Genomic DNA, 23,081 nt, shown 5'->3' with positions numbered 1-23,081 from the left:
CATCGTCGGCACATCCGCCGGGAGACCTCGGCGGTCTCCCGGCGGTGTGCTTTCGACCTACCTTGATACAGGATCGGTTGCGTGACGATCAGTACGGGCGGCTGTCGATGACCTCTGCGGCCTGCTCCTGGGTGAAGGTCTGGTCCTCGACGTAGACCTCCTTCTCCACGTCCTTGCCGGCGAGGACGTCGGTGACGAGGCCCGCAGCCAGCTCGCCCAGCAGCGGGTTGCACTCGACGATGAAGTTGATCTTGCCGTCGACGAGCGCCTGCATTCCGTCCTTGACCGCGTCGATCGACACGATCTGGATGTCGACGCCCGGCTCGGCGCCGGCGGCCTCGATCGCCTCGATCGCTCCGAGCGCCATGTCGTCGTTGTGGGCATAGACCAGGTCGATCCCGTCGACCCCGTACTTCTGCAGGAAGCCCTCCATGACGGTCTTGCCGCCGTCGCGGGTGAAGTCGCCCGTCTGGGAGTCGATCTTCTCGATCGCGGTGCCCTCGATGGCCTCGTCGAAGCCCTCGGCGCGGTCGTTCGCCGGCGCGGAGCCGGTCGTTCCCTCGAGCACCACCATCTTGGTCGGGGTGTCGGCGAAGGTCTCGGCCGCCCACTCGCCGGCCATCACACCCTCCTTCTTGAAGTCCAGGCCCACCCAGCTGGCGTAGAGGTCGTCCGACGCCGACACGGTGCGGTCTTCGAGGATGACCGGGATGCCGGCATCCGCTGCCTCCTGGAGCACGTCGTCCCAGCCGTCTTCGACGATGGGAGCGATGACGATCGCGTCGACGCCCTGGTTGATGAAGTCGCGCACGGCGGCGATCTGGGCCGCGGTGTCGTTGTCGGCCGCGTTGAAGATCAGGTCGAACCCGTTCTCGGCCGAGAACGCCTCCTTCATCGACTCGGTGTTCGCCGAGCGCCACCCCGACTCCGACCCGGTCTGTGCGAACCCGACGGTGACGACGTCGTCGCCCCCATCGCCGTCGCCGGCGTCGGTGCTCGTTCCGGCGCAGCCGGTCGCGGTGAGGGCGAGGGCCCCCAGGAGCGCGAACCCGGCGAGAAGCGTCTTCTTCTGCATTTCCAAAACCTCCTCGTTCTGGTCCGGCATCGCTGCCGGCTCGGTGTATCCGGCCGCTGCGGTACGACCGGACGATGGAATGTTAGCCCTCACATTCCGTGCTCAGGCAAGATGTTAGCGGTAACAGTTCTGTAACGCGAGGCGTTCCAAGGATCGGTGATGCACCATTTCGGCCGCGAATGCGCCAATAGTGAGGGATCACAATCGGCCGCATGACCGATATGGGCGCGGGCGGACGCCGGTCGGTGACGCCGGCTGTTGGTGGATAGGGTGAGCGCGATGAGCGAGCCGCAGCACCGTGCCGCGTCCCGTGTCGGGGTGCGCGACGTCGCGCGCGCGGCGGGCGTGTCCACGCAGACCGTGTCGCGGGTGATCAACGAGCACCCGAACATCCGACCCGAGACCCGTGACCGCGTGCTGCGCGCCATCGCCGATCTCGGCTACCGCGTCAACAACGCCGCGCGCACGCTCGGCACCCGCACGACCCGCACGCTCGGTGTCATCGCCTCCGACGCGACGCTGTACGGCCCTGCGGTCGGCATCGCGGCCCTGGAGGCCGCGGCGCGCGACGCCGGGCGGTGGATCGCGACGGCGTACGCGGATGCCTCGGCCGAGGCATCCGTCCACGACGCGGCCGACCGGCTCCTCGGCCAGGGCGTCGACGGGCTCATCGTTCTCGCGCCGCACGCGACGACGCTCCCGGCGCTCATGGAGGCGCATCCGGGCATCGCCATCACGGCGTTGCACACGGGTCCCGGTGCGCAGCGGCAGGAGGCGGGGGCTGCGCTGGCGGTCGCGCACCTCATCGAGCTCGGGCACCGTCGCATCGGCCGGGTCGCCGGACCCGAGGAGTGGCTCGAGGCGCAGTCCCGGGAGCGCGGGATGCTGCGGGCGCTCGCCGAGGGCGGCATCGAGTCCGCCCCGCATTGGGCCGGAGACTGGACCGCCGCTGCCGGCGCGGCCCTCGCGCCCGACATCGCGGCCGCCGTGCGTGCCTCGGACGGGCCCACTGCCGTGGCCGTCGCCAACGATCAGATGGCGCTGGGTCTCATCGCGGGCCTGCGCGAGGGGGGACTCGACGTGCCGGGCGACGTCAGCATCGTGGGCTTCGACGACAACCCGGATGCCGCGTACTACCGGCCCGCGCTCACCACGGTGGGTCTCGACCTCGGGGGCGAGGCGCGCCGAGCGGTCGCCGAGGTGCTCGGGGAAGCGGCATCCGTCCCGGCACCGCCACGGCTCGTCGTGCGGGCCTCTACCGCGCCCCCGGACTGACGGCAACTGAGAAACCCGCGGTGCGAACCGATGTTGTTACCGGTAACATGGTCGCGCCGAGGCCTGATTCGCCCGACCTTTTCACACGAGACCCGACGGAGGACCCCGTGACCAGCCCCGAACCGGCGACGCCGGCTCCGACGTTCAGCCCCGAGGTCGAGGCATCCATCGCCGCCGTCCGCGCCGATGTCGCCAAGCTCCACGCCGAGCTCGTCCGCTACAACCTGATCGTCTGGACCGGCGGCAACGTCTCAGGACGCGTGCCCGGTGCCGACCTCTTCGTGATCAAGCCGAGCGGCGTGAGCTACGACGACCTCGCTGCCGAGAACATGATCCTCTGCGACCTGGACGGCAACGTGATCCCCGGGAGCCTCGGCAGCGAGCGGAGCCCGTCGAGCGACACCGCGGCGCACGCCTACGTGTACCGGAACATGCCCGAGGTCGGGGGAGTGGTGCACACCCACTCCACCTTCGCCGTCGCGTGGGCCGCGCGCGGCGAGGAGATCCCGTGCGTCATCACGGCGATGGCCGACGAGTTCGGCGGGCCGATCCCGGTGGGTCCGTTCGCGATCATCGGCGACGACTCGATCGGCCGCGGCATCGTCGAGACGCTCACGGGTCACCGCTCCCGCGCCGTGCTGATGCAGAATCACGGCCCCTTCACGATCGGCGTCTCCGCCAAGGACGCGGTGAAGGCCGCCGTCATGGTCGAGGACGTCGCCCGCACCGTGCATTACGCGCGTGAGGCCGGTCCTCTCATCCCGATCCCGCAGCATGCGATCGACAGCCTCTACGACCGGTACCAGAACGTGTACGGGCAGTCGACCGACGAGCGCCGCGACGAGGAGAACGGGCGATGATGGCGGATGCTGCGGCCCGGGCGGTCCGCGAAGGCCGCACCGCGCTCGGCATCGAGCTGGGGTCGACGCGCATCAAGGCGTGCCTCGTCGACGCCGACGACCCGGCGACCGTGCTCGCCGTCGGCTCGCACGCGTGGGAGAACCGGTTCGAGGGCGGCCTGTGGACCTACGCGCTCGACGACGTGTGGTCGGGGCTGCAGGCCGCGTACGCCGACCTCATCGCCGACGCGCAGCAGCGCCACGGCGTGACGCCCGACACGTTCGGGGTGATCGGCGTCTCGGCGATGATGCACGGCTATCTCGCCTTCGACGAGGCGGGCGAGCTGCTCGCGCCCTTCCGCACGTGGCGCAACACCAACACGGGCGCCGCCGCGGCAGAGCTCACCGAGGCGTTCGGGGTGAACATCCCGCTGCGCTGGTCGATCGCGCACCTGCACCAGGTCGTGCTCGACGGCGAGGCCCACGTGCCCGGCCTCCGCTTCGTCACGACGCTCGCCGGCTACGTCCACTGGAAGCTGACAGGCGAGAAGGTGCTCGGCGTCGGCGACGCGTCGGGTATGTTCCCGATCGACCCGACCACGCACGACTACGACGCCGACCTCCTCGCGCGCTACGACGCGCTGGCCGCCGGCCGGCTGCCGGTCGCGCACGTGGCCGACCTCCTGCCCGAATCGCTCGTCGCGGGTGCGTCCGCGGGCGTGCTCACGGCTGAGGGCGCAGCGCTGCTCGACGGCTCCGGCGCTCTGCGGCCCGGCATCCCGTTCTGCGCTCCCGAGGGCGACGCGGGCACCGGCATGGTCGCGACCAACGCCGTCGCACCCCGCACCGGCAACGTCAGCGCCGGCACCAGCATCTTCGCGATGGTCGTGCTCGAGCGCCCGCTCGCCGAGGTGCACCACGAGCTCGACCTCGTCACGACCCCGGTAGGCGACACGGTCGCAATGGTGCACTGCAACAACGGCGCGAGCGAGCTCGCGGCGTGGACCGGCATGTTCGCGCGGTTCGCCGAGGCGTCCGGAACCCCGCTCTCCGACGACGCCGTCTACGAGACCCTGTTCCGCGAGGCGCTCGACGGCGAGGCCGACGGCGGCGGGCTGCTCGCCTACAACCACCTCGCCGGCGAGCCGATCGCCGGGCTCACCGAGGGACGGCCGCTCTTCGTGCGCACGCCCGACAGCCGCCTCACGCTCGCGAACGCGATGCGCGCACAGCTCTACGGTGTGTTCGGCACGCTCGCCCTCGGCATGAGCGTGCTCGACGAGGAGGGCGTGGGGCTCGACCGCATGTTCGCGCACGGCGGCATGTTCCGCACCGCGGGGGTCGCGCAGCGTTTCCTCGCCGGCGCGCTCGGCGCACCGGTCTCGGTCGGAGACACCGCCTCCGAAGGCGGTGCGTGGGGCATCGCGGTGCTCGCCGCGTACGCGCGGAGTGTCGCGGAGACGGATGCGTCGGCCGCAGCATCCGTGATCCCCCTCGCCGCCTATCTCGACGAACGTGTCTTCGCCGGAGCGGCCGTCGCGACCGCCGAGCCCGACCCCGCCGATGTCGCGGGCTTCGCCGCCTACCTCGACCGCTATCGCGCCGGCCTCGCCGTCGAAGCCGCCGCCGTCTCCGCCCTCTGACTCACGAAGGACCCACAATGACCCGCACACCTCTGTCCACCTCGCTCGACGCCTACGAGATCTGGTTCGTCACCGGCAGCCAGACGCTGTACGGCGAGGAGACCCTCCGCCAGGTCGCCGAGCAGTCCCAGGCCGTCGCGGCCGGACTGGAAGGCCTTCCCGTCAAGGTCGTGTGGAAGCCGGTCCTCAAGGACTCCGACTCGATCCGCCGTCTGGCCCTCGACGTGAACGCCCGCGACGACGTGATCGGCGTCGTCGCCTGGATGCACACGTTCAGCCCCGCGAAGATGTGGATCGCGGGCCTCGATGCGCTTCAGAAGCCGCTGCTGCACCTGCACACGCAGGCGAACGTCGAGCTGCCGTGGGCCGACATCGACTTCGACTTCATGAACCTGAACCAGGCGGCGCACGGCGACCGCGAGTTCGGGTACATCCAGACCCGCCTGGGCGTCGCCCGCAAGACGGTCGTCGGTCACGTGTCGAACCCCGCGGTGCGGCAGCAGGTCGAGGACTGGCAGCGCGCGGCCGCGGGGTGGGCGGCATCCCGTTCGCTCAAGCTCGCGCGCTTCGGCGACAACATGCGCTACGTCGCGGTCACCGAGGGCGACAAGACCGAGGCCGAGCTGCGGTTCGGCGTGCAGGTCAACACGTGGGGCGTGAACGAGCTCGTCGCCGCCGTGGAGGCGGCATCCGAGGAAGACGTCGACGCGCTCGTGCAGGTGTACCTCGACTCGTACGACGTGGCGCCCGAGCTGCTGCCCGACGGCGACCGCCACCAGTCGCTGCGCGACGGCGCGGCGATCGAGCTCGGCCTGCGCTCCTTCCTCGAGGAGGGCGGCTTCGGCGCCTTCACGACCTCGTTCGAGGACCTCGGCGCGCTGAAGCAGCTGCCGGGCCTCGCCGTGCAGCGCCTGATGGCGGAGGGTTACGGCTTCGGTGCCGAGGGCGACTGGAAGACCGCGATCCTCGTCCGCGTCGCCAACGTGATGGGCGCGGGCCTGCCCGGCGGCGCGAGCCTCATGGAGGACTACACCTACGACCTGGTCGCGGGCGACGAGAAGATCCTCGGTGCGCACATGCTCGAGGTATCGCCGTCGCTGACCACGGCCAAGCCGCGCCTCGAGGTCCACCCGCTCGGCATCGGCGGCAAGGACGACCCGGTGCGCCTGGTCTTCACCGCCGACCCCGGCCCCGCGCTGGTCGTCGCGATGAGCGACATGCGCGACCGCTTCCGCCTGGTCGCCAACGTCGTCGAGAACATCGACGCGCCCGATCTGCCGAAGCTGCCCGTCGGCCGCGCGGTGTGGAAGCCGGCGCCCGACTTCGCGACCAGCGCCGCGTGCTGGCTCGCCGCAGGTGCGGCGCACCACACCGTGATGACGACGGCTGTCGGCATCGAGGTGTTCCGCGACTTCGCCGACATCGCCGGCACCGAGCTCGTCGTGATCGACGACGACACCACGGTGCGCGGCTTCCAGAGGGAGCTGCGCTGGAACCAGGCCTACTACCGCCTCGCGCAGGGCCTGTAGCCCCAGCCGGATTCCCCGGTCTCGGCGAGACCGGGGAATTCCGCCGAAACCCGGGTCATCGCCCTCGGTCTCGGTCCGAATCCGTTGGTTCGAGGCGCCCCGAACCGCGCCGCTACTCTGGTTGGCGGCATCCCCGATCCCCCAAGGAGCCTCACATGGCACGTCCCCCCGCATCCGGAACCCAGCACGCCCTGCGCGCCGGCGACTACGAGGCCGTCATCGCGAGCGTCGGCGCGACGCTCCGCTCGCTCACCTATCGGGGCCGCAACCTCGTCGTGCCGTTCGAGGCCGACGAGGTGCGCCCCGCGCACCGCGGCGCGACCCTCGCTCCTTGGCCGAACCGCGTCGTCGACGGGCGCTACTCGTTCGGCGGCCGGGACTTCCAGCTGCCGCTCACGGAGCCCGCGCGCTCGCACGCGCTGCATGGCCTGGCGACCTGGCTCGACTTCGAGGCGATCGACAAGGGCCCCGACCACGTGACGCTCGCCGCCGTCATCCAGCCGCAGACGTTCTTCCCGTGGCGCCTCGTGGTCACGACGACGTTCTCGCTCGGCCCGGACGGCCTCACGCAGTCGGTGACGGCGCACAACGATTCGGGCGAGCCCACCCCCTGGGGCACCGGCCCGCACCCGTACCTCGTCGCCGGCGAGGGCCGCGTCGACGGCTGGACGCTCGAGCTGCCCGCCGCCCAGGTGCTCGCGGTCACGCCCGACCGCCTCATCCCGACCGGTCTCGTAGCGGTGGACGCCGACGACCCGCAGCGCTTCGACTTCCGCTCGCCGCGCGCGATCGGCGCCGCCGAGATCGACCACGCGTACTCGGGGCTGCTGCGCGACGCCGACGGCGTCGCGACGGTGCGGGTGACCGATAGCGCCGGTTCCGGTGTGGAGATGTCGTGGGATGCCGCGTGCCCGTGGGTCCAGATCCACACGGCCGACAAGCCCGACGCCGCCCAGAGCCGCCTGGGCCTCGCCGTCGAGCCCATGACGTGTGCGCCCGACGCATTCAACGCCGCGTCGTACGACTACGACACGGGGCTCATCGTCATCGAGCCCGAGGCATCCGTCACCGCCTCCTGGCGCATCGCCGCGATCGGCTGAGTCTTCCGCACCAGCACAGCGAAAGCGGAGCCGGCCCCCCGGTCGGCTCCGCTTTCATCGTTCTGCGGATCAGCTGTCGCGCAGGTCTTCTTTGATGTCGTTGCGCGTCTTCACCGAGTCGCGCTCCGCTTCGGCCTTCTTGACTTCGGCATCGGCCTTCATCTCGTCGACCTTGTCCCCGACCCGATCGGTGGTGTCTTCCCACGCGTCCTGGATCTTCTCGCCGACGGCCTTGGCCGTCTCCTTCGCGTCGTCCATGAATCCCATCGATCTCTCCTCTCATGAGGGATGACACCGACGGTACGCGCGAGGCGCAGACCGGTGCAGTGGCTTGATTCGGTCCGCGACGCTTGGTATACGGATGCTGCCGCCCGCGGTACAGGGACCCGCCCGGGCCGGGCGCTGCGCATGAAGAGGGCGCCCTCCGCGGGCGCGGGGGCGTCAGCGCACCGGGGTGGTGGTGTCGATGGCGTCGCGGAGCGGACGGCGCATCGGCGCCCAGTAGTGCGTCGGCGTGACGCGCGCGAGCAGATCGACCACGCGCGCCTCGCGGCCGATCATCGTGCGCGGGCGACGGCGGACGGTCGCTTCGACGATGCGCGCCGCGGCGTCGGCGGGCTCCGTGTGGTACATCGCGGCCTGCGCGGCCGCCGCGCGCTGCGCGACCGCCGGGTCGATGGCTGCCGCGTACCGGCCGTGCAGGATGATTCCGGTCTTCACGCCCGCGGGGTACACCGCGCCGACGGTGATCGTCGAGCGCTCGAGCTCGTGCCGCAGTGACTCGGTGAATCCGCGCACCGCGAACTTGCTCATCGCATAGGGGATGCGTCCGGCCGGGGCCGCGAGCCCGTAGATCGACACGAGGTGGGTGATGTGCGCGGCCGGCTCGCGCCGCAGCGCCGGCAGCAGCGCTCGCGTGACGTTCACGGTGCCCCACAGGTTCACGTCCATGAGCCAGCGCATCTCCGCCATCGTCACCTGGTCGATGTCGCCGAGCATGGAAGATCCGGCGCAGGTCACCAGCGCCTGGATGTGGCCATGGGATGCCTCGACCTCCGCCACGACTCCAGTGACGGCGTCGTCATCGGTGAGGTCGATCACGTGCGTGGTGTGCCCGGTGCCCTGGAGGGTCGCAGCCACGGCGGCGAGCCCCTCGGCGTTGCGGTCGAGGAGGGCGATGCGCGCCCCGCGCGCGGCGAGCTGCCGGGCGACGTCAGCGCCCATCCCCGCGGCCGCTCCGGTGATGACGGTGGTGCGCCCGCGCACATCCAGGGGCCGCTGCTTCACCATGTGATGCCTCTCGATCCGGCCGTCGCCATCGACGAGCCGCGCATACGATTCTGGCTGACTCGGGAGTGCTCGACGGACGCTAGCCTTTGAGGGGAGGTTCGATGGGCAAGACCGCAGAGGCGATCGCCGAAGGAGTGTCCATCGCGTCCGCCGCAGCGCGCCTCGCGATCCGCAACCGCATCCTCGTCGAGACGATCGCGCACGACGAGCACTTCGATGTGGTCGCCTTCACGCCGTTCGCCCGTGAGACGCTCCTGGCGCTCGCGGACGAGCAGGAGCAGGCCGCTGCGCTCGTCAAGCGTCAGCGCAAGAAGGCCTGGGGCAAGTTCACCGACCCCGACGGCACGCACGACTACCGCGACCGTGACACCCGCAATCTCCGTCGGCGCGGACGCCAGTACGCCGGCGTGGCGACGGCCCTGAGGCGCATGGCGGACGACCCGCACGTCGTGCGCACCTTCATCGAGCAGTCCCGCGACGCCGCATGGGGCGACGTCGAGGCGAACCTGCAGCGCCGCCTGCGCGTCGAGGGCATGCGCCCCGAGCTCGATCCCGATTATGACCGCATGCGCGCCGCCCGCATGCAGTCGATCCGCCTCGTCGACCTCCCGCGCCTCGCCGCACATAAGCGCCATCACGATGATGTCGAGACGGATGCTGCGCCCCCGGCCGCGCCCGCAGCGCACTCGCCGCGCGTCTCCGGCATCGACATCAGCGAGCTCGAGTCCTGACGACGGCACCCGTCGGGAGGCGTAGCCTCGAGCCGTGGTCGACGACGCTGCACCGCATCCGATGCGCTTCCCGGTGGATCACCCGCTGACCAGGCGGGTGCGGGAGATCTGCCTGCCGTACCCCGAGGCCACCGAGGTCCTCGCGCACGGGCGTTCCACCTTTCGCGCGGGCAGGCGCCAGTTCGCGATCGTCGGCGCCGCCCACGACGACATCGGTGCGGTCGAGTTCATCCCCGACGAGCTGGAGCGTCCGGCGCTTCTCGAACGCGACGACGTCTTCGTGCCGGCCTACGAGGGGGCGTACGGCTGGCTTGCGCTACGCGTGGAACCGGATGCCGGTGACTGGGAGCTCCTCGCCGAGCTCATCGACACCTCGTACCGGCAGGTCGCGCTGCAACGGCAGCTGCGTGCTCTCGACGGCGCATAGGAGAGCCCGCCGAGTGCGGACACGCCCGGGAATCCAGCATCCGTCCGCCGATTCGCGCGGCGCGCATCCGTCAGGTATTCTTGACGACGTTGTGCGCGAGAGCGAGCAACATGCGCCCGTAGCTCAATGGATAGAGCATCTGACTACGGATCAGAAGGTTAGGGGTTCGAGTCCCTTCGGGCGCGCACTGTGTTGAGACAGTAACCTTGAGAAAAGCGCCGGTTTACCGGCGCTTTTCTTGTTTCTGCGCCTGACGGCCGGAGTGGCGAGGACGCCACATGGCGTCACAGCACACCACACGTATGTGTGCACCTATGTGTGCACTAGATCGAGGCCGCGGAACCGTCGTGCGGGGATGTATCAGGACAGGACTGACAGTTCTGCATCGGGACATCTCTGACAGCTCGTTTGGCGGAGACACGCCTGTGCGGCGGAAGCGAAGCGCTCTACGTCCGCACAGGTGGTGTGCAGCGGGGATTCAGTCGCGAGTGTCGGGCCGGGGCGGGTTCAGGTAGCTGGCGAGTGTTGCGATGCCGGCGCGTGCTTCTTGCTCGAGTTGGTGCGTGTACTTCCGCGAGATGTCCTCGGACCCGTGACCGGAGATGCCGGCGTACACGACCCAGGGGATGCCCGCGTGCTCAGCCATGGTCGTGTAGGTGTGTCGGAGCCAGTGTGTGGTCGCGGGACGCTTGATCCCGGCAGCGGCAAGCGCGGCTCGGAATGCGGCGTTGCTGTCCTCGTTCGTCAGTGGCTTCCCGGTAGGGCGATGCCACACGAGGTGGTGAGGGTTCGGGTTGCCGTCCTTCTCGAGGTGTTCCCGCAGCGCCGAGGAGACCTCCGGGGTGAGCGGCGCGACGCGAGGCTTGTAGGACTTGGGGCGTACGAGCGCCCAGCGACCTTCGAGCAACTCGTATTCGAGGCTGGGGGCGATGTCGAGGATGCGCTGCGGGCATCGTCCTGCGACCTTGAAGCCGCAGGTTCCGCCGCAGCCGTGCAGTGACGTGACTTCGACGAGGTTCCAGGAGACGTGGGCGAGGTTGTGGTCCAGGTCGAGGTCGTTGTGTCGAAGGCCGCGCATCTCGCCGTCGCGTGCACCGGAGAGAAGGGGAAGATTCCACCTCGGATCTCCGAGAGCGATGAGTGCCGCTGCCTCATGCCGGGTGAGTGAGTCTCGCGCGGCGGGCGCTTGTTTGGGCAGGTCGACGGCCTCCGCGACATTGCGGTTGATCATCCCGTTCTCGACGGCGTAGCCGAGCATCGCGGAGAGTGTCCGGTGTGCGCCGGCGACGGAGGCGGGGCCGACCCCGCGGGCGAAGATCGCGCTGTGCAGTCGCCGTACGTCGGTGGGAAGGAGCTCGGCGACGACCCGCTTTCCGAGGATGGGGATGATGCTGGTGGCCAGGTGGGAGCGGTAACCCTGCATCGTCTTCGGCTTCAGCCGGTCGCCGGCTTCTTCGAGCCAGCTGTCGGCGAGGTCGGTGACGCGGGTGCGGTGGTCGAGCGGTTGGCCGTGCTCGGCGAGCTGCTGCATGAGCTTGCGGAGTTTCTTGACGCACTCTTCGCGGGTCTTGGCGTGGACGTACCGCTGTCGTCTGCTGCCGTCGGGCTTGAATCCGTCATCGACGACGCCGCGCCAGAGGTCGCGACTCTTCAGGTAGTACAGGCCGCCCTGCCCGTGGTCTCTGCGCTTGGGCATCTGGGGTTACGCCGACGGAAGATGCTCCGGGTGGGTGGGGAGTTGCTCGATGAAGCGTTCGAGGTCGGTGACCAGATAGAGCGGTTTGCTGCCGGAGAAATGCGGGGTGATGTCGCCGAGGCGAACATGGTGGCGCAGCCGGGACGGGCTCAGTCCGAGCGCGGCGGCCGCGGTGACGTGGTCAACGGCGACGACAGTCTGCCCGGTCGCCGTGACGGTGGTCACGTGCGCGGTCGACCCACATTCGATTCCAGCCCTTCCAGGCGCCCTGCCGCACGGGCGCTGCGGATCCAGTCCTGCGCGGTGCGTTCGGGCACATCCAGCTCCAAGGAGATCAGCTTCACCGGCGACCCGTCCGCAAGCGCGGCCGTGCCATACAGGATCTCGATGACGTCCCACCGTTCGTCCTTGACGCCGCGCTTGACGACGGCCGCGGCCATCCATGGCGGGATGATGCGTCCGTCCGCGGATGACGTCAGGTCTGACACGGTGAGCCAGCGCTCGTTCGGTCCGTCCTCGAGCTTGACCGTGATGCAGCGCGGGATCGCCGTCTGCAGGATCGCCTGCGGGGCGGTGTGGCGTAGCCGGTAGTCGCTGAACTCGTCGCTGATCGCCCGATTGAGGATCGTGGTGATCACGTAGCGACCTCGGTCAGCGCTATACATCGCCTCGATGGTGGTCTCGACGCCGGCGTGCTCATCGCGTGTCGTCGCGACGAACGCCGGGGCAATGCGCAATGCGGACCCGATTGGCTGCGTGGCTGCGCGCCCCGTCATTTCTTCGCCATCGAGTGTCTTCACGTCGACCTTCACCCCCTTAGTTTGCCTAACCGCATCGGCATTCCACGAAGCCTCTTGCTAACTATACGACTAAGCGGTCTACTAATGCCAAAGGAATTTTGAATTCCACGGTTTCGAAGCTCGGAGGTCCGTCATGCGGGTGATCGCGATAGCGAATCAGAAGGGCGGGGTCGGGAAGACCACCGTTGCGATGCAGGTGGGCGCGGAGCTGTCGCGGCGGCATCGGGTGCTGGTGGTGGATGTGGACCGGCAGCAGTCGACCGTGTGGTGGGCGGAGAACGTCCGGGATGGGCTGCCGTTCGATTTCGCGGGCAGCCAGCACCCGAACATGCTGAGCCGACTGCGGGAACTGGGCGCGGACTACGAGGTGGTGCTGGTGGATACCCCCGGCAGCCTCGAGGACACCGCCGTGTTGGAGACGGTGCTGGATGCTGCTGACTTCGCGCTCATACCCGTGACCCCTGAGCCGCTCGCGGTCGAGCCCACCCTCCGCACGCTCAGCCGGCTGATCGAACCGCGCCACCTGCGTCACGGGGTGCTGCTGAACCGGATCGACCCGCGCGTGCCGAACCAATTGGAGACGTGGCAGCGGCTGCTGGACTGTGAGCTGGGTGTCCCGCGGCTGGAGGCGCACCTGCGGCAGTACAAGGTGCAGTTGGATGCCCCGGTGCTGGGTCAGCTGGTCACGAGCCTGCGGCGAAACCGGCGCACCGAAGGGCCGATCGCGGACATCGCCGCCATCGCCCGGGAGCTCGAGCAACTGCTGGCACCGGCACCCGCGGGAGCGTGGTGACGATGGCCAGAGTCGATCTCGCCGACAGGCTGAGCGACGCCCGCGCCCGCGTCGCCGCGGAGACCCCGCCTGGCAAGGGTCCGGTCCCGATGTTCGCCCAACTGACCCGCAAGGACGCCCGAATCCGTGACGATCAGGCCACCGCGCTGTCGACCCTGGCGGATGCGGTGATGCGGCGCCGGCGGTTCAAGGCGGAGCGGATCACGGAGAACACGCTGATTCGTGTCGCGATCGATCTGCTCCTCGCCCACGCTGATCGGCTGCGTGGCTCGACCGAGGACGAACTCCGCAACTCCGTGACTTCGGCGCTTCCGAACTCTGCGGCTCCGGTACTCCCGGACTCCGGACCTTCCGGACGGGGCGCCGCTGTGGCGTCGACGGCGGTGACCGGCGGCGGTGCGGGAGTGCTCACGGGCGGTGCACCGGCGCCTGCGGACTTCGGGCGTTCGGAGGTTCCTGACTTCGGCAGTTCGGGGCCCGCTGTCCTCGCTCGGACGGAGGACTCCGCATGAGCGCCGGGCTCGATGGTGAGGAGGATCGCTCCGCCGCGGAACGAAAGAAGGAGGCACGTCGCGTCTATCGGGAGCGCAACGCGGAGCGGATCAGTGCGGGGAAGCGGGCGTGGCGGGAGCGGAATCAGGAGCACATCCGCGCGTACCGGGCCGCTTATGACGCGGAGCATCGCGAGGAGATGCTCGCGCAGAAGCGCGAGTACAGCAGGCGAGACACCGCCCGGAAGGCTGCCGAGCGGCGCCGGAAGGAGTCGAGAAAGGTCTCGTCCAAGAAGTACTACCAGGCGCACAAGGCCGAGCATCGCGAGTACACCCGGCAGTGGCAGGCGCGCAAGAGAGCCGAGGACCCGGAGGCGTATCGGGCGATGCGCGCGAAGGCGCAGCGGCGCTGGTGGGAGACGCACAAGGACGAGTACAACGCGAAGCTCCGGGCCCAGCACCGAGAGAACCCGGAACCGAAACGCGCCCAGGCGCGCGCCTACTACGCCGCCCACTCCGAGGAGCTCAAGGCGAAGAAGCGCGCCTACTACGCCGCCAACCGGGAGAAAGTGCTCGCGGGCAACCGGGCGTGGAAGGAGCGCGAGAAGCGCCGCGTCGCCGCAGGACTTCCACCCCGCCGGATCCGGACCACCCCAGCTGCGGAGCGCCGCGCGAACACCGCCGCGGCCGACGCGTTCTTCGCCCGGGCACGGACACCGGAGGAGATCGCCGCGATGCGCCGAAAGCCGGGCCCGGCCGTTGACGAATTGCAGGGGACGCCGCCGGAGTTGGTGGCGGCGTTCGAACGGGACAGCAAACGCACGCGGATCGAACACGCCCTCGCCACCGACGGCAGCCTTGCGAGCCGCCAACTACTCGCCGAAGCCCGCCGGCACCTCGCCGCCCAGGAACGAGCGGCACGCCGCGAGCAACGGGACGCCGTAGAGAACGCCCGGTTGGACGCGATCGGAAAACAGGTCAACGACCAGTTGCGACATCGCGACCCCCCGCGGCGGCGCCATCACCTCGACCCCGACCCCGCCGCGCCGCACCCGATGCTGAACCCGAACACCACGATGGGAATGAACCGATGACCACCACCCCGACCGGAGAACCGCTCATGCTCGACCCTGCCGCCGCCGAGGCCGCCCTGTACCGGGTCGCGATCTGCACCTTCACCTGGCACCCCAACAAGGAGGCGGACGAACCCGGCTGGACCATCGCCGAAGACCTCGACTGGTGCCTCGCCCCCCTTGCCGGGCTCCCCAACGACCAGCTCACCGACCTGCGCGCCACCGTTCAGACGCTGATCACCACCCCGACCGCGGACCGACGGGCCTTCATCCGCCACCTCGCCGCCCTCAGCGGCGACAACTCCTTCGACAACCTCTAACCACCGGTGCACCTCGGAAGGGAACCGCCATGAACATCCCCACCCCCCTCATCCCACTGCTCGCGACCACCGCGATCGGCTCCACCCTCGTCGTGCTGCTGCTCCCCGCCGCCGCCGCCCAACTCATCCGCGGGCATCCGCTCCGCGCCGCGCGGACCGTCGGCGCCGCCGTGGTCTGTGCTGCGGTCGTCGCCGTGCTCGCGGCCGGACTGGCCGCATCCCCCTCCCTGCCGCCCTGGCCTGACGAAGTCACGAACGAGGCAACCATCATGAACACGACAACGACATCCCCGAGCCGCACTGCGGGACCGCAGCCGGACCGCATCGTCGCGTGGGACCGGCTCGAAGAGACCATCGACCGGCTCGCCGACATCCTCGATCAGCGACTCGCCGGCCACGACGACCAGCTGGTCTGCAGCCTGCAATTCCCCGAAGCCGAAGCTCTCGCGGAGGTGCTCGACGCTGGCAGGCACACCCGCACCGCGGCAAGGCTGATGCACCGCGGGGCGCTGACCGACCCTGACTGGGACGACGACCACGCCCACGGGGAGACAGTCCGGAGCTGGCTCAACCGCGACCGCCACGCCCGCCTGCCGGGCGTGGGCCGCTAACCCGCAGGGTCGAAGTGCCGGGGGAGTGGAGCGAGGGCGCGCTGCACCGAGTTGGCGCTCACCCCCAGCACCCTCGCGATGTGAGTGATCGGCCGATCCAGATTGCGCAGCTCGACCGCCATCGCCACCTTCTCCGGCGTCATCACCGTCGGCCGGCCGGGTCGCTTCCCGGCGGCGGCCGCGGACGCCATCCCCGCCCGGGTGCGCAGACTCACCAGCCGGCGCCGCAACCCTTCCTCCGCCGCGACCACCTCGGCGGGATCCACCGCATTGCCCACACCCGTGCACAGCGCCGGCTCGGTCAACGACCGGAACTCGACACCTCGCGCCGTCAGCGCGGCCACGGTGCTGACGAAGTGGGTGACGGCATGCGACAGGTGTGCCGCACTCGGGACCACCAGCACATCGCCGGCCTCGAGGAACGCCAGGCATGCGGTCAATGCGGGCCGTTTGCGGGGGTCCGTGGTCTGGTCGTCCACGAACACCTGCACCACCCCGACCGCGGTCAACGCGGCGACGTCGGGGGCGGGGTCCAGGTCGGGGGCAAGCTGGCGGGTATACCCAACCAGACGAGTCACCGTGACACGCCCCCACGCTCCGGACCCCCCGGTGCCGCGATCACCGGCGCGGCGATGTCGATCGGCCCCACGGTCGGGGTGAGGGTCGGGCGGAGGGCGACGAGAGCGGCGACGGTCTTCTGTTCGATCGCGGTCGCGAACTTCCCGCCCGCGGGGATGTGCAGCTGCGGGATCACGTCCCGCAGCGCCGTCTCATGCAGGTCCACGAGCAGCTCACCCACTCCGTCTGGCATCGCCCTCAACCCGGTGGCGTAGTCGGTGACGTGGTGCAGTTCACTCAACCACTGCGTTGCATCGAACCGAGCCATCCGGGCCGACTGTGCCCCCACTAGTGCCGCCTGCGCCCCCGCGAGCCCGGTCTCGGTGCGGGCCCCGTCGAACACCGTGCGGCCGTCGCGGGCGACGACGGTCACCCGGTCCACCCACCCGGACTCTTCCACCGACGCCACCAGCCGGCGGGTGGCGGCGAACGCCTCATCATGCGCCGCCCGGTCGGTCACCACCCCCGGGCGCCGCGCCTGCATATCCCGCAGATATCCGGATGTCACCGACAGGAGGCTCTGCGCGCGCGTCGAACCCACCACGACCAGCCGGGTGGTGAACCCCTCCGCGGTGAACCGTTGTGCGGTGCCGGCCGCGGCGGCCACATTGCCGAACGACCCTTCCAGCACCAGCGACCGATGATGCTCACGGGCGTGCCGGATGCTCCCGGCCACCCACCCCGCCACCGCCTGCGCGACCTCCGCCGACGCCGCACTCCCTTGGGCAAGGAAACCGGGGTGGAAAGCGCGCAGGTCATCGGCGTTCACGACCGCGGCGTCGCCGTCGCCTCCCTCACGTCGCGCGACGCGACCTCGACCGGCGCCGGGCTGCCCGGCGAGCAGCGTGAACGTCGGAGCCGCGCTCGAAGCGTTCCCGGGGAAGTACAGCGGCAGGATGTCGCGTCGCAGGATCTCGTCGCGAACCGCGTTGTCCACGATCGGGGTGCTCACTGCGGCCCCTCAAGCTCACGGATCCGACGGTCGATGCGGTCCGCGAGCGCGATCACTCCGGCCCGGTCGAACCCGTCCACCATCTCCACCTCGCGACGCCACTCCGCCAACTCGACCCGGGCCTGCTCCGCCTCGTCGCCACCGGCGCGGGCAATAGCGATCAGCAGTGCGGTGAGTGCGGTGGCGTTGTGGCGCATCCAGTCGTATGTGACCACATCGTTGACTCGCCATGGCGAGGTCGCTCCGGGCATCGACCCTCCTCGCGGCCCATCGTACCGAGTCCCCAAAAAGGGTGTGACACCTCTTTTCGCGAACCGCTCGGAACTCCATTGGTCAGCCGCGGGCGGCTGGCAGTACCTGTCAGCCCGCTGCCGCGGGCGTTGTTCGCCGTGAAGCCTGCGGCAGTCTACGGTCGGCGCCGCTGCGCGCAAGCAGCTTCGCTGCCGGCTCCTCTGAGACTTTCGGCACGCGGTCGCTGCGCTCCCTTATTTCGCGCCGAAACTCTCTCCCCCTCCGCCCTCCGGGTTGCACTCCACGTCGCGCTCCCTGACAGGCACTTCGTGCCTTCACCGGCAAACAACACGAAGGAAGGAAATGTCATGAACACCGTGACCGTCTACACCACCGGACCCGGCTGCCAACGCTGCAAGCTCACCAAAGACATCCTGACCCGCAGAGGCGTGGCCTTCGTCGAGGTCGACATCCGTGAACAGCCCACCGCACGCGAGTACGTGGTCGACGAACTCGGCTACACCGAGGCTCCCGTGGTGGTCGTTGACGAACACGACCACTGGAGCGGGTTCCGCCCCGACCACATCGACCGGATCGCCCGATCATGACCACGCTCATCGACCTTTGGCTTGAAGCCGCACACGAAGCCCACTCGCTGCACGCACAGCTCGCCTACCTCGAGGAAGCCTGGCTCCGCGCCGAAGCCGACGCGGACTACTGGTACTTCCAGGCCTGCAACCGCCATCTGCCGGAAGCGCCAGGTTAACCACAACAACCCCGACGCGGTGACCAAGGCAGGTTCCATACCAAGGTGCGGCGGATTGCTGGGGCGCAACCGAACGTCATCCACGAAGATCGGTCAAGGGCTGGTGAAGCGCGCGGCGAGGGCGCATTGTTGGTTCGGAGGTTCAGATGATCACTGTCGATCAACAGAATCTGGTGTTCGAACCGCTCGACGAATCAGCGTGGCGACTGTGCGACACCAACATTGACGAGCACGACGCGGCACGTCTGGTTGCCTACGTCGAACGAGTCGACGGCGGCTACGAGGCAATCTGGCTAGGGCTCGGCATGCGCCCCAGCTGGTATGCATCGCGGGACGATGTGCTCCGCACCGCTCAAGGCCTGCGGCGACCGGACGCGACCACGACTCGGTCTATACCGGACCCGATTTCCCTGGTCACTCCGGTGTGAACCGTGCAGCCCGGGCGGGCCATCCCCCGGAGTGATGCACACCGTGCGTAGCGAGCTTTCCCGGAATCTCCTCGTCTCCTGGCGTTAACAACGGTCTCCTAGCATCGCATCAGCACCGCGACCACTCCTGAGAGTCAGACCCGGGATGAGGTGAATGCATCGTGACGGCACCGGGGTATGAGGTGAGCGTCTGGGAACGCTACGCCACCGAGTTCACACTTGCTTTCGGTGACAACCCGTCGCGCATCCGGGCGGTGCGGGTGGCCTACTTCGAGCACGAGTTCGACGTCGACCTGATTGCGCAGCTCAGCGGCTTCCCTGTCTGGAGGATCCGACAGGCGTTATCCCAGGGACCTCCACAGGCGAGCTGAAGTGTCGTCGATCAGAGTCCCGAACTGCTCACCCATCGCCCACCACAAGCGGGCGGTGCTCACTGAGGTGACGCACCCGTGCAGCCGCGATCCGCAAGCTTGCTTGGTGCGACAATTGCGCGATGAGCGGCAATGCTTCACTCGACGACGGCCCGTTCTTTCACGGCACGCGTGCCAATCTCGCCGCCGGAGACCGGCTCGTCGCTGGGCGCCGATCGAACTACAGGCCCGAGGTCATCATGAACCACGTGTACTTCACCGCCCTTCGGGACGGCGCGGGCCTGGCCGCCGAGATCGCGGCGATGCTGGGACCCGCCGAAGCGGAGCCGCACGTCTATCTCGTCGAGCCGACCGGAGCCTTCGAGAACGACCCGAACGTCACGGACAAGAGGTTCCCGGGCAACCCCACGCGTTCCTACCGGACCAGCGCACCCATGATCGTCGTCGAGGAAATCACGGAATGGACCCGGCTGACACCCGAGGCCCTCGCGTCGTGGCGCGTTCGGCTGGCTGCGCTGCGCGACAGCGGGGCCGAGATCATCAATTAGCACCGCGCGTTTTCAATGGCTGGTCGGCGTTCCGCGCTCGGAGCGGGATCGTCGGGGTCGACACGCTCGAACGGCATCTGCGGGCGGCCGGGATCGTTTTCAAGACCGTATCGGTAGCTCGAGAGGCGGCGGGCCGGTCCTGACGTGCCGTCGCGCTCGGGGCGCTGGCCCGCACATCGGTCCGCGGCGTGCCAAGTGGTCTGTCGACAGGTCCACACGCAGGAGGCACGATCAGGAGATGGATGCGGTTGTGCGACGCGTGTTCCGGCAGGTCGATGTCTTCGGACTGGGCTCCAACGACGGCAATCCCATGGCTGTGGTGCTCGACGCGGATGGCTTGACGGTTGAGGCGATGCGACGGTTCTCGGTGTGGACGAACCTGTCGGAATGCACCTTCGTGCTCCCTTCGACCGTGCCCGATGCGGACTACCGGGTACGGATCTTCAGCCTCAACACCGAGCTCCCCTTCGCGGGTCACCCCACGTTGGGAACGGCGCGCGCGTGGCCGATGCCGGTGGTATCCCAGCCACGCCAGGTGTAGTCATGCAGCAATGCGGTGCCGGTGTCGTTCCCGTGCGCCTCGACGGTGACATCCTCGCCTTCGCCGCCCCGCCCCGACTCCGCTCCGGCGCGGTCGACGCCGATCTGCTCACGGCGGTCGCCGAGATCCTCGGCATCGAAAACGGGGAGATCCTGGATGCCGAGTGGCTCGACAACGGCCCCGGCTGGTGGGAGTGCTACTCGCAGACGCGGCGACTGTTCTGAGCCTGCGTCCGGATGCCTCCGGCACCCCGGCCGCTGGGACATCGGCGTTCTCGGACTGCACGAAGCCGACTCGCTGCCGGCTGTCGAGGTGCGGGCATTCTTCACGGACGGCGCCGGGCCGCTCCGCGAGGACCCCGTCACGGGCAGCCTCAACGCCGCCGCCGCGGAATGGCTCATCGCGACCGGACGAATAGGAGCGCCGTACCTCGCGGCTCAGGGTGGCGCGATCGGCCGACGCGGACGCGTGCACATCAACAGCGAAGATGGTCACATCTGGGTCGGTGGGCGCGCAGACGTAGTCATCTCCGGAACCGCCGACCTCTGACGACCCCGTCAGAGCGGATCCGCATCCGCGCATTGCTCGTAACCGGTGCGTTGCGAGCGGGCACAAGCACGTTCGATAGGCATCCCCAAACGGGCGTCGAGCGATCGAGGGACCACCTCGTGCATTCCGGATCATTGAGGGGGCGCGAAACGATCGGGAACCGCCCGCGGGCATTCGAACCCGATCGCGAGTGCCAGGATCGGATCGATCCCGGCGGCGACGATGACCGGATTCGGGTCCTGGCTGGTGCCACGATCTAGCGGATGAGTGAGTGCTCGCCGAGTCTGTGCCATTCACGGTTGTGATACACCAGTGCGTTTGCCGAAGCGCCCACATCGACCGTCCTTCCGACGCTGGCTCGGATGGCCTGCGCGGCGATGACCGTGGAGCCGCCGGCATCCATCCGGCTGACGACGGCACAACGCGCCCACGCGCGCACGCCGTGGTACACGGGTTCACCGGTGGAGAGGGATGTCCACGCGTCACGATCCGCGAAACGGTCGACGCCACTGGTCGCACCGAGTCGGGCGAGCTCGACGTCCTCCGCGTCGAGCAGGTGGACGACGAGCGTGCCGGCGGCCGTAATGGCAGCGGACGCGGAGGAGTGGGCCGACACCGAGAAGATGAGCAGCGGCGGGTCCACGCTGACGGACGACACGGATGAGGCGGTGAGGGCGACCGGTCCGTCGGGACCGTTGGCGGTGATGACGGCGACCCCGCCGGGATGACCGCGGAAGAGTGCCTTGAAGGTGTCCGCGGAGAGGGCGGGCCCGAAGCTGCGCGACGGCCGGCGGTTCGATGTGCCGTTATCGTCGGAGGTTACCTGGATTCCGCTCATGGGCTCGACGCTAAGCTTGATCGGAGACGGTCGCGAGATTGTGAACCTCGTTGTCGACACGTTGCGCTGCGTGTCGGATCGAGTCGCTTCCCGCCTCGCGGAGCAGCCTCTGGAAGGCGCGCGCCACACGGCGTGTGGCAGGCTCTGCTGCTGCGTGCTCCACGGCGGGGTTGTAGTTGGTGTTCGTGTTGACGTCGTACGTGACCACGCGTCCGTCGAGCGTCTCGACGAACTCGATCCCGGCGATCTCGATACGGTGAGCGGCCAAGAAGCGCTCGTAGGCCCTCACCAGCGGATGTGTCGACCCGATGTCGTGCCGCAATGTGAACTGCTCAGCCGGTGTACCGGGCACGTCGCATGCCTCTGCCGGACAGAGCTCAAACCCGCCGCTCGTGTCCACGCGAACGGCGTACACGAAGCGTCCGTCGACGAACTCGGCCCGCGTGATGGACCCGTCACGCGAGGTGAGATATTCCTGCACGAGCGTGATGCCATCGGGGGACGGGTCGATCCCTCCCGTCTCGATTTCGACGGCGAGCTCCTCCACGCCGTCGAATCGCCGGACGCCGAGCCCCTTGCCGCCCTGGTTGTGTTTGACGATGAACGGCGCCGCGAACCCGGCGGCGGCCGGGACGAGCTGTGTGGGATCGGCGACGGCGACGGTGCGGGGCACGTCGAGTCCCGCGCGGCGAAGCGCCGCGTGCTGGGCGGCCTTGCTGACTTCGAGCTCGGCCACCTGTGAGCCGCCCACGACCCGCCGATCCCACGACTCGAGCCAGCCGAGCAGTGCGCGGGCGCTGTCCTTGGCGTGCGGCCTGCCGCGCGTGTGCGCGGAGGCGCTGAGCCGGGACCAGTACACGCCTGGGGGCGGTGCCTGATCGAGCGTCAGCGGGAACTCGTGCCACTCCCACGTGCGCAGGGGCACTCCGGCGTCGGCGAACGCCAGCTCGAAGACGCGGAGCCACTCGGGATTGTCGTGCAGTAGATGCACGACGGGGCCGCTGTGGTCGACCGGCACGGTTACGCCTTCGCCGACGCCGCGCTCAGCGGCGCTCGCAGTCGCGGCCACTCTCGCTCCAGCCAGGCGCCGAGGATCTCTCTGCGCTGCTCGACGTCGGCGGCCGGGAACGCGATGCCCGCGGTGGGGGTGGACGCTCCGAGCTCGACGAGCAGCGGCCGCAGGCCGTGCTCGACGGCCAGGGCGTGGCTTGGCCCTCCGATCGTCAGTAGGGGGATGGCGGTGACGTCGGCGAGGCCGCCGGCGGGGTAGCGGTCGACGAACGCCTTCAGTAAGCCGGTGTAGGTCGCCTTGTAGGTCGGGCTCGCGACGATGAGGACATCGGCGGCGGCCACCTGTTCGAGCAGGCGGTCGATCGTGGCATCCGGGAATCGGAACAGCGTGTCGGCGACATCCGCAAGTTCGATGGTGGCCGTCACCTTCGCCCCGCTGCGGGCGGCGAGCTGGGCCGCGAGTTCCTCGGCGACGAGGCTGGTGCGCGAGCGCGGTTGCGGGTTACCCATGAGGACGACGATGGACACCAGGACT

32 protein-coding genes and 1 tRNA gene are annotated in these 23,081 nt (G+C 69.2%); 21 read left to right on the top strand and 12 right to left on the bottom strand.

The window, feature by feature from the left end:
- Window positions 1-88 precede the first annotated feature (88 nt).
- Window positions 89-1,075 carry an ABC transporter substrate-binding protein gene (locus JNB61_RS04390; RefSeq protein ID WP_159841967.1) on the bottom strand — a complete coding sequence of 329 codons (987 nt, stop codon included), beginning with the start codon at window positions 1,073-1,075 and terminating at the stop codon, window positions 89-91.
- Window positions 1,076-1,354: 279 nt separating this feature from the next.
- Between JNB61_RS04390 and JNB61_RS04385 the strand changes: the two genes are divergently transcribed.
- The 5 genes from JNB61_RS04385 to JNB61_RS04365 all read left to right on the top strand — a co-directional run bounded on the left by JNB61_RS04385 (window position 1,355) and on the right by JNB61_RS04365 (window position 7,461).
- Complete coding sequence (locus tag JNB61_RS04385) at window positions 1,355-2,350, top strand: LacI family DNA-binding transcriptional regulator (protein WP_220338850.1); 996 nt, start codon at window positions 1,355-1,357, stop codon at window positions 2,348-2,350.
- A gap of 107 nt (window positions 2,351-2,457) precedes the next feature.
- Entirely contained in the window at window positions 2,458-3,210 is a 753-nt protein-coding gene (locus JNB61_RS04380) for an L-ribulose-5-phosphate 4-epimerase (protein ID WP_220288650.1), read from the top strand.
- Window positions 3,210-4,832, top strand: a complete 1,623-nt coding sequence (locus JNB61_RS04375; protein ID WP_220339104.1) for a xylulokinase — start codon at window positions 3,210-3,212, stop codon at window positions 4,830-4,832. Before JNB61_RS04380 ends, JNB61_RS04375 begins: the two co-directional genes overlap by 1 nt.
- A gap of 17 nt (window positions 4,833-4,849) precedes the next feature.
- Entirely contained in the window at window positions 4,850-6,361 is a 1,512-nt protein-coding gene (gene araA / locus JNB61_RS04370) for an L-arabinose isomerase (protein ID WP_159841974.1), read from the top strand.
- A gap of 155 nt (window positions 6,362-6,516) precedes the next feature.
- The gene (locus JNB61_RS04365; RefSeq protein WP_220338849.1) at window positions 6,517-7,461 is read left to right on the top strand and encodes an aldose 1-epimerase family protein; all 945 of its coding nucleotides are present in this window, start codon (window positions 6,517-6,519) and stop codon (window positions 7,459-7,461) included.
- 69 nt (window positions 7,462-7,530) lie between these two features.
- On the opposite strand, the gene JNB61_RS04360 is transcribed toward JNB61_RS04365, so the two are convergent.
- Together JNB61_RS04360 and JNB61_RS04355 are read right to left on the bottom strand one after the other, a co-directional pair.
- Window positions 7,531-7,728 carry a hypothetical protein gene (locus JNB61_RS04360; RefSeq protein WP_159841977.1) on the bottom strand — a complete coding sequence of 66 codons (198 nt, stop codon included), beginning with the start codon at window positions 7,726-7,728 and terminating at the stop codon, window positions 7,531-7,533.
- 174 nt (window positions 7,729-7,902) lie between these two features.
- Window positions 7,903-8,751 (bottom strand): SDR family NAD(P)-dependent oxidoreductase, encoded by an 849-nt coding sequence (locus tag JNB61_RS04355; RefSeq protein ID WP_220338848.1) that lies wholly within the window; start codon window positions 8,749-8,751, stop codon window positions 7,903-7,905.
- A gap of 101 nt (window positions 8,752-8,852) precedes the next feature.
- Between JNB61_RS04355 and JNB61_RS04350 the strand changes: the two genes are divergently transcribed.
- The 3 genes from JNB61_RS04350 to JNB61_RS04340 all read left to right on the top strand — a co-directional run bounded on the left by JNB61_RS04350 (window position 8,853) and on the right by JNB61_RS04340 (window position 10,094).
- Window positions 8,853-9,482, top strand: a complete 630-nt coding sequence (locus tag JNB61_RS04350; protein ID WP_220288655.1) for an asparagine synthase — start codon at window positions 8,853-8,855, stop codon at window positions 9,480-9,482.
- Between the two features lie 34 nt (window positions 9,483-9,516).
- On the top strand, window positions 9,517-9,909 hold the full coding sequence (locus JNB61_RS04345) for an MmcQ/YjbR family DNA-binding protein (RefSeq protein WP_308289125.1): 393 nt from the start codon (window positions 9,517-9,519) through the stop codon (window positions 9,907-9,909).
- 112 nt (window positions 9,910-10,021) lie between these two features.
- A tRNA-Arg gene (locus tag JNB61_RS04340) sits at window positions 10,022-10,094 on the top strand.
- A 293-nt stretch (window positions 10,095-10,387) separates the two neighbouring features.
- On the opposite strand, the gene JNB61_RS04335 is transcribed toward JNB61_RS04340, so the two are convergent.
- The 3 genes from JNB61_RS04335 to JNB61_RS04325 are packed head-to-tail and all read right to left on the bottom strand — an operon-like array spanning window position 10,388 to window position 12,417.
- Window positions 10,388-11,605 carry a tyrosine-type recombinase/integrase gene (locus JNB61_RS04335; RefSeq protein WP_220288656.1) on the bottom strand — a complete coding sequence of 406 codons (1,218 nt, stop codon included), beginning with the start codon at window positions 11,603-11,605 and terminating at the stop codon, window positions 10,388-10,390.
- A 6-nt stretch (window positions 11,606-11,611) separates the two neighbouring features.
- Window positions 11,612-11,830, bottom strand: coding sequence for a helix-turn-helix domain-containing protein (locus JNB61_RS04330; protein WP_220288657.1), 219 nt, complete (start codon window positions 11,828-11,830; stop codon window positions 11,612-11,614).
- Complete coding sequence (locus tag JNB61_RS04325) at window positions 11,827-12,417, bottom strand: hypothetical protein (RefSeq protein WP_308289126.1); 591 nt, start codon at window positions 12,415-12,417, stop codon at window positions 11,827-11,829. Before JNB61_RS04325 ends, JNB61_RS04330 begins: the two co-directional genes overlap by 4 nt.
- Before the next feature lie 121 nt (window positions 12,418-12,538).
- Here JNB61_RS04325 and JNB61_RS04320 point away from each other — a divergent pair, with 121 nt between their 5' ends.
- Genes JNB61_RS04320 through JNB61_RS04300 form a run of 5 tightly spaced genes read left to right on the top strand, consistent with a single transcriptional unit; the run spans window position 12,539 to window position 15,693 of the window.
- Window positions 12,539-13,198: a ParA family protein gene (locus JNB61_RS04320; protein WP_220288658.1), complete on the top strand. Its 660-nt coding sequence runs from the start codon at window positions 12,539-12,541 to the stop codon at window positions 13,196-13,198.
- Between the two features lie 2 nt (window positions 13,199-13,200).
- Entirely contained in the window at window positions 13,201-13,710 is a 510-nt protein-coding gene (locus JNB61_RS04315) for a hypothetical protein (protein ID WP_220288659.1), read from the top strand.
- The gene (locus tag JNB61_RS04310; RefSeq protein WP_220338847.1) at window positions 13,707-14,783 is read left to right on the top strand and encodes a hypothetical protein; all 1,077 of its coding nucleotides are present in this window, start codon (window positions 13,707-13,709) and stop codon (window positions 14,781-14,783) included. Before JNB61_RS04315 ends, JNB61_RS04310 begins: the two co-directional genes overlap by 4 nt.
- Window positions 14,780-15,082, top strand: coding sequence for a hypothetical protein (locus JNB61_RS04305; protein ID WP_220288661.1), 303 nt, complete (start codon window positions 14,780-14,782; stop codon window positions 15,080-15,082). The genes JNB61_RS04310 and JNB61_RS04305 overlap by 4 nt, the downstream gene beginning before the upstream one ends.
- 29 nt (window positions 15,083-15,111) lie before the next feature.
- Window positions 15,112-15,693, top strand: coding sequence for a hypothetical protein (locus JNB61_RS04300; RefSeq protein ID WP_220288662.1), 582 nt, complete (start codon window positions 15,112-15,114; stop codon window positions 15,691-15,693).
- Here the strand turns inward: JNB61_RS04300 and JNB61_RS04295 are convergent.
- Genes JNB61_RS04295 through JNB61_RS04285 form a run of 3 tightly spaced genes read right to left on the bottom strand, consistent with a single transcriptional unit; the run spans window position 15,690 to window position 17,514 of the window.
- The gene (locus JNB61_RS04295; protein ID WP_220288663.1) at window positions 15,690-16,271 is read right to left on the bottom strand and encodes a recombinase family protein; all 582 of its coding nucleotides are present in this window, start codon (window positions 16,269-16,271) and stop codon (window positions 15,690-15,692) included. The two genes, JNB61_RS04300 and JNB61_RS04295, sit on opposite strands and share 4 nt — an antisense overlap.
- A complete protein-coding gene (locus JNB61_RS04290) occupies window positions 16,268-17,263 on the bottom strand; it encodes a zeta toxin family protein (RefSeq protein WP_220288664.1) in 996 nt (331 codons plus the stop codon). The genes JNB61_RS04295 and JNB61_RS04290 overlap by 4 nt, the downstream gene beginning before the upstream one ends.
- Window positions 17,260-17,514 (bottom strand): hypothetical protein, encoded by a 255-nt coding sequence (locus tag JNB61_RS04285; protein WP_220288665.1) that lies wholly within the window; start codon window positions 17,512-17,514, stop codon window positions 17,260-17,262. Before JNB61_RS04285 ends, JNB61_RS04290 begins: the two co-directional genes overlap by 4 nt.
- 348 nt (window positions 17,515-17,862) lie before the next feature.
- Between JNB61_RS04285 and JNB61_RS04280 the strand changes: the two genes are divergently transcribed.
- From JNB61_RS04280 to JNB61_RS20450, 8 genes are all read left to right on the top strand, one after another.
- Complete coding sequence (locus JNB61_RS04280) at window positions 17,863-18,102, top strand: glutaredoxin domain-containing protein (protein WP_220288666.1); 240 nt, start codon at window positions 17,863-17,865, stop codon at window positions 18,100-18,102.
- Complete coding sequence (locus tag JNB61_RS04275) at window positions 18,099-18,260, top strand: hypothetical protein (protein WP_220338846.1); 162 nt, start codon at window positions 18,099-18,101, stop codon at window positions 18,258-18,260. The genes JNB61_RS04280 and JNB61_RS04275 overlap by 4 nt, the downstream gene beginning before the upstream one ends.
- Before the next feature lie 146 nt (window positions 18,261-18,406).
- A complete protein-coding gene (locus JNB61_RS04270) occupies window positions 18,407-18,688 on the top strand; it encodes a hypothetical protein (RefSeq protein ID WP_220288668.1) in 282 nt (93 codons plus the stop codon).
- 161 nt (window positions 18,689-18,849) lie between these two features.
- Window positions 18,850-19,059, top strand: coding sequence for a hypothetical protein (locus tag JNB61_RS04265; RefSeq protein WP_220288669.1), 210 nt, complete (start codon window positions 18,850-18,852; stop codon window positions 19,057-19,059).
- Between the two features lie 122 nt (window positions 19,060-19,181).
- On the top strand, window positions 19,182-19,607 hold the full coding sequence (gene arr / locus JNB61_RS04260) for an NAD(+)--rifampin ADP-ribosyltransferase (RefSeq protein ID WP_220288670.1): 426 nt from the start codon (window positions 19,182-19,184) through the stop codon (window positions 19,605-19,607).
- A gap of 250 nt (window positions 19,608-19,857) precedes the next feature.
- Window positions 19,858-20,148 (top strand): PhzF family phenazine biosynthesis protein, encoded by a 291-nt coding sequence (locus JNB61_RS20460; protein WP_308291202.1) that lies wholly within the window; start codon window positions 19,858-19,860, stop codon window positions 20,146-20,148.
- A 2-nt stretch (window positions 20,149-20,150) separates the two neighbouring features.
- On the top strand, window positions 20,151-20,372 hold the full coding sequence (locus JNB61_RS20455; protein ID WP_308289128.1) for a hypothetical protein: 222 nt from the start codon (window positions 20,151-20,153) through the stop codon (window positions 20,370-20,372).
- An 88-nt stretch (window positions 20,373-20,460) separates the two neighbouring features.
- Window positions 20,461-20,697 carry a PhzF family phenazine biosynthesis protein gene (locus JNB61_RS20450; RefSeq protein ID WP_308289129.1) on the top strand — a complete coding sequence of 79 codons (237 nt, stop codon included), beginning with the start codon at window positions 20,461-20,463 and terminating at the stop codon, window positions 20,695-20,697.
- A gap of 256 nt (window positions 20,698-20,953) precedes the next feature.
- Here the strand turns inward: JNB61_RS20450 and JNB61_RS04250 are convergent, their stop codons facing one another.
- The 3 genes from JNB61_RS04250 to JNB61_RS04240 are packed head-to-tail and all read right to left on the bottom strand — an operon-like array spanning window position 20,954 to window position 23,074.
- Window positions 20,954-21,535: a flavin reductase family protein gene (locus JNB61_RS04250; RefSeq protein WP_220288671.1), complete on the bottom strand. Its 582-nt coding sequence runs from the start codon at window positions 21,533-21,535 to the stop codon at window positions 20,954-20,956.
- A gap of 10 nt (window positions 21,536-21,545) precedes the next feature.
- Window positions 21,546-22,553 carry an ATP-grasp domain-containing protein gene (locus tag JNB61_RS04245; RefSeq protein ID WP_220288672.1) on the bottom strand — a complete coding sequence of 336 codons (1,008 nt, stop codon included), beginning with the start codon at window positions 22,551-22,553 and terminating at the stop codon, window positions 21,546-21,548.
- Between the two features lie 2 nt (window positions 22,554-22,555).
- Window positions 22,556-23,074, bottom strand: a complete 519-nt coding sequence (locus JNB61_RS04240) for an NADPH-dependent FMN reductase (RefSeq protein WP_308289130.1) — start codon at window positions 23,072-23,074, stop codon at window positions 22,556-22,558.
- Window positions 23,075-23,081: the final 7 nt, after the last annotated feature.

It is taken from the genome of Microbacterium ureisolvens, assembly GCF_019511645.1.
Taxonomy (GTDB): Bacteria; Actinomycetota; Actinomycetes; order Actinomycetales; family Microbacteriaceae; genus Microbacterium; species Microbacterium ureisolvens_A.
This window is presented reverse-complemented; position numbering and strand designations above follow the sequence as displayed.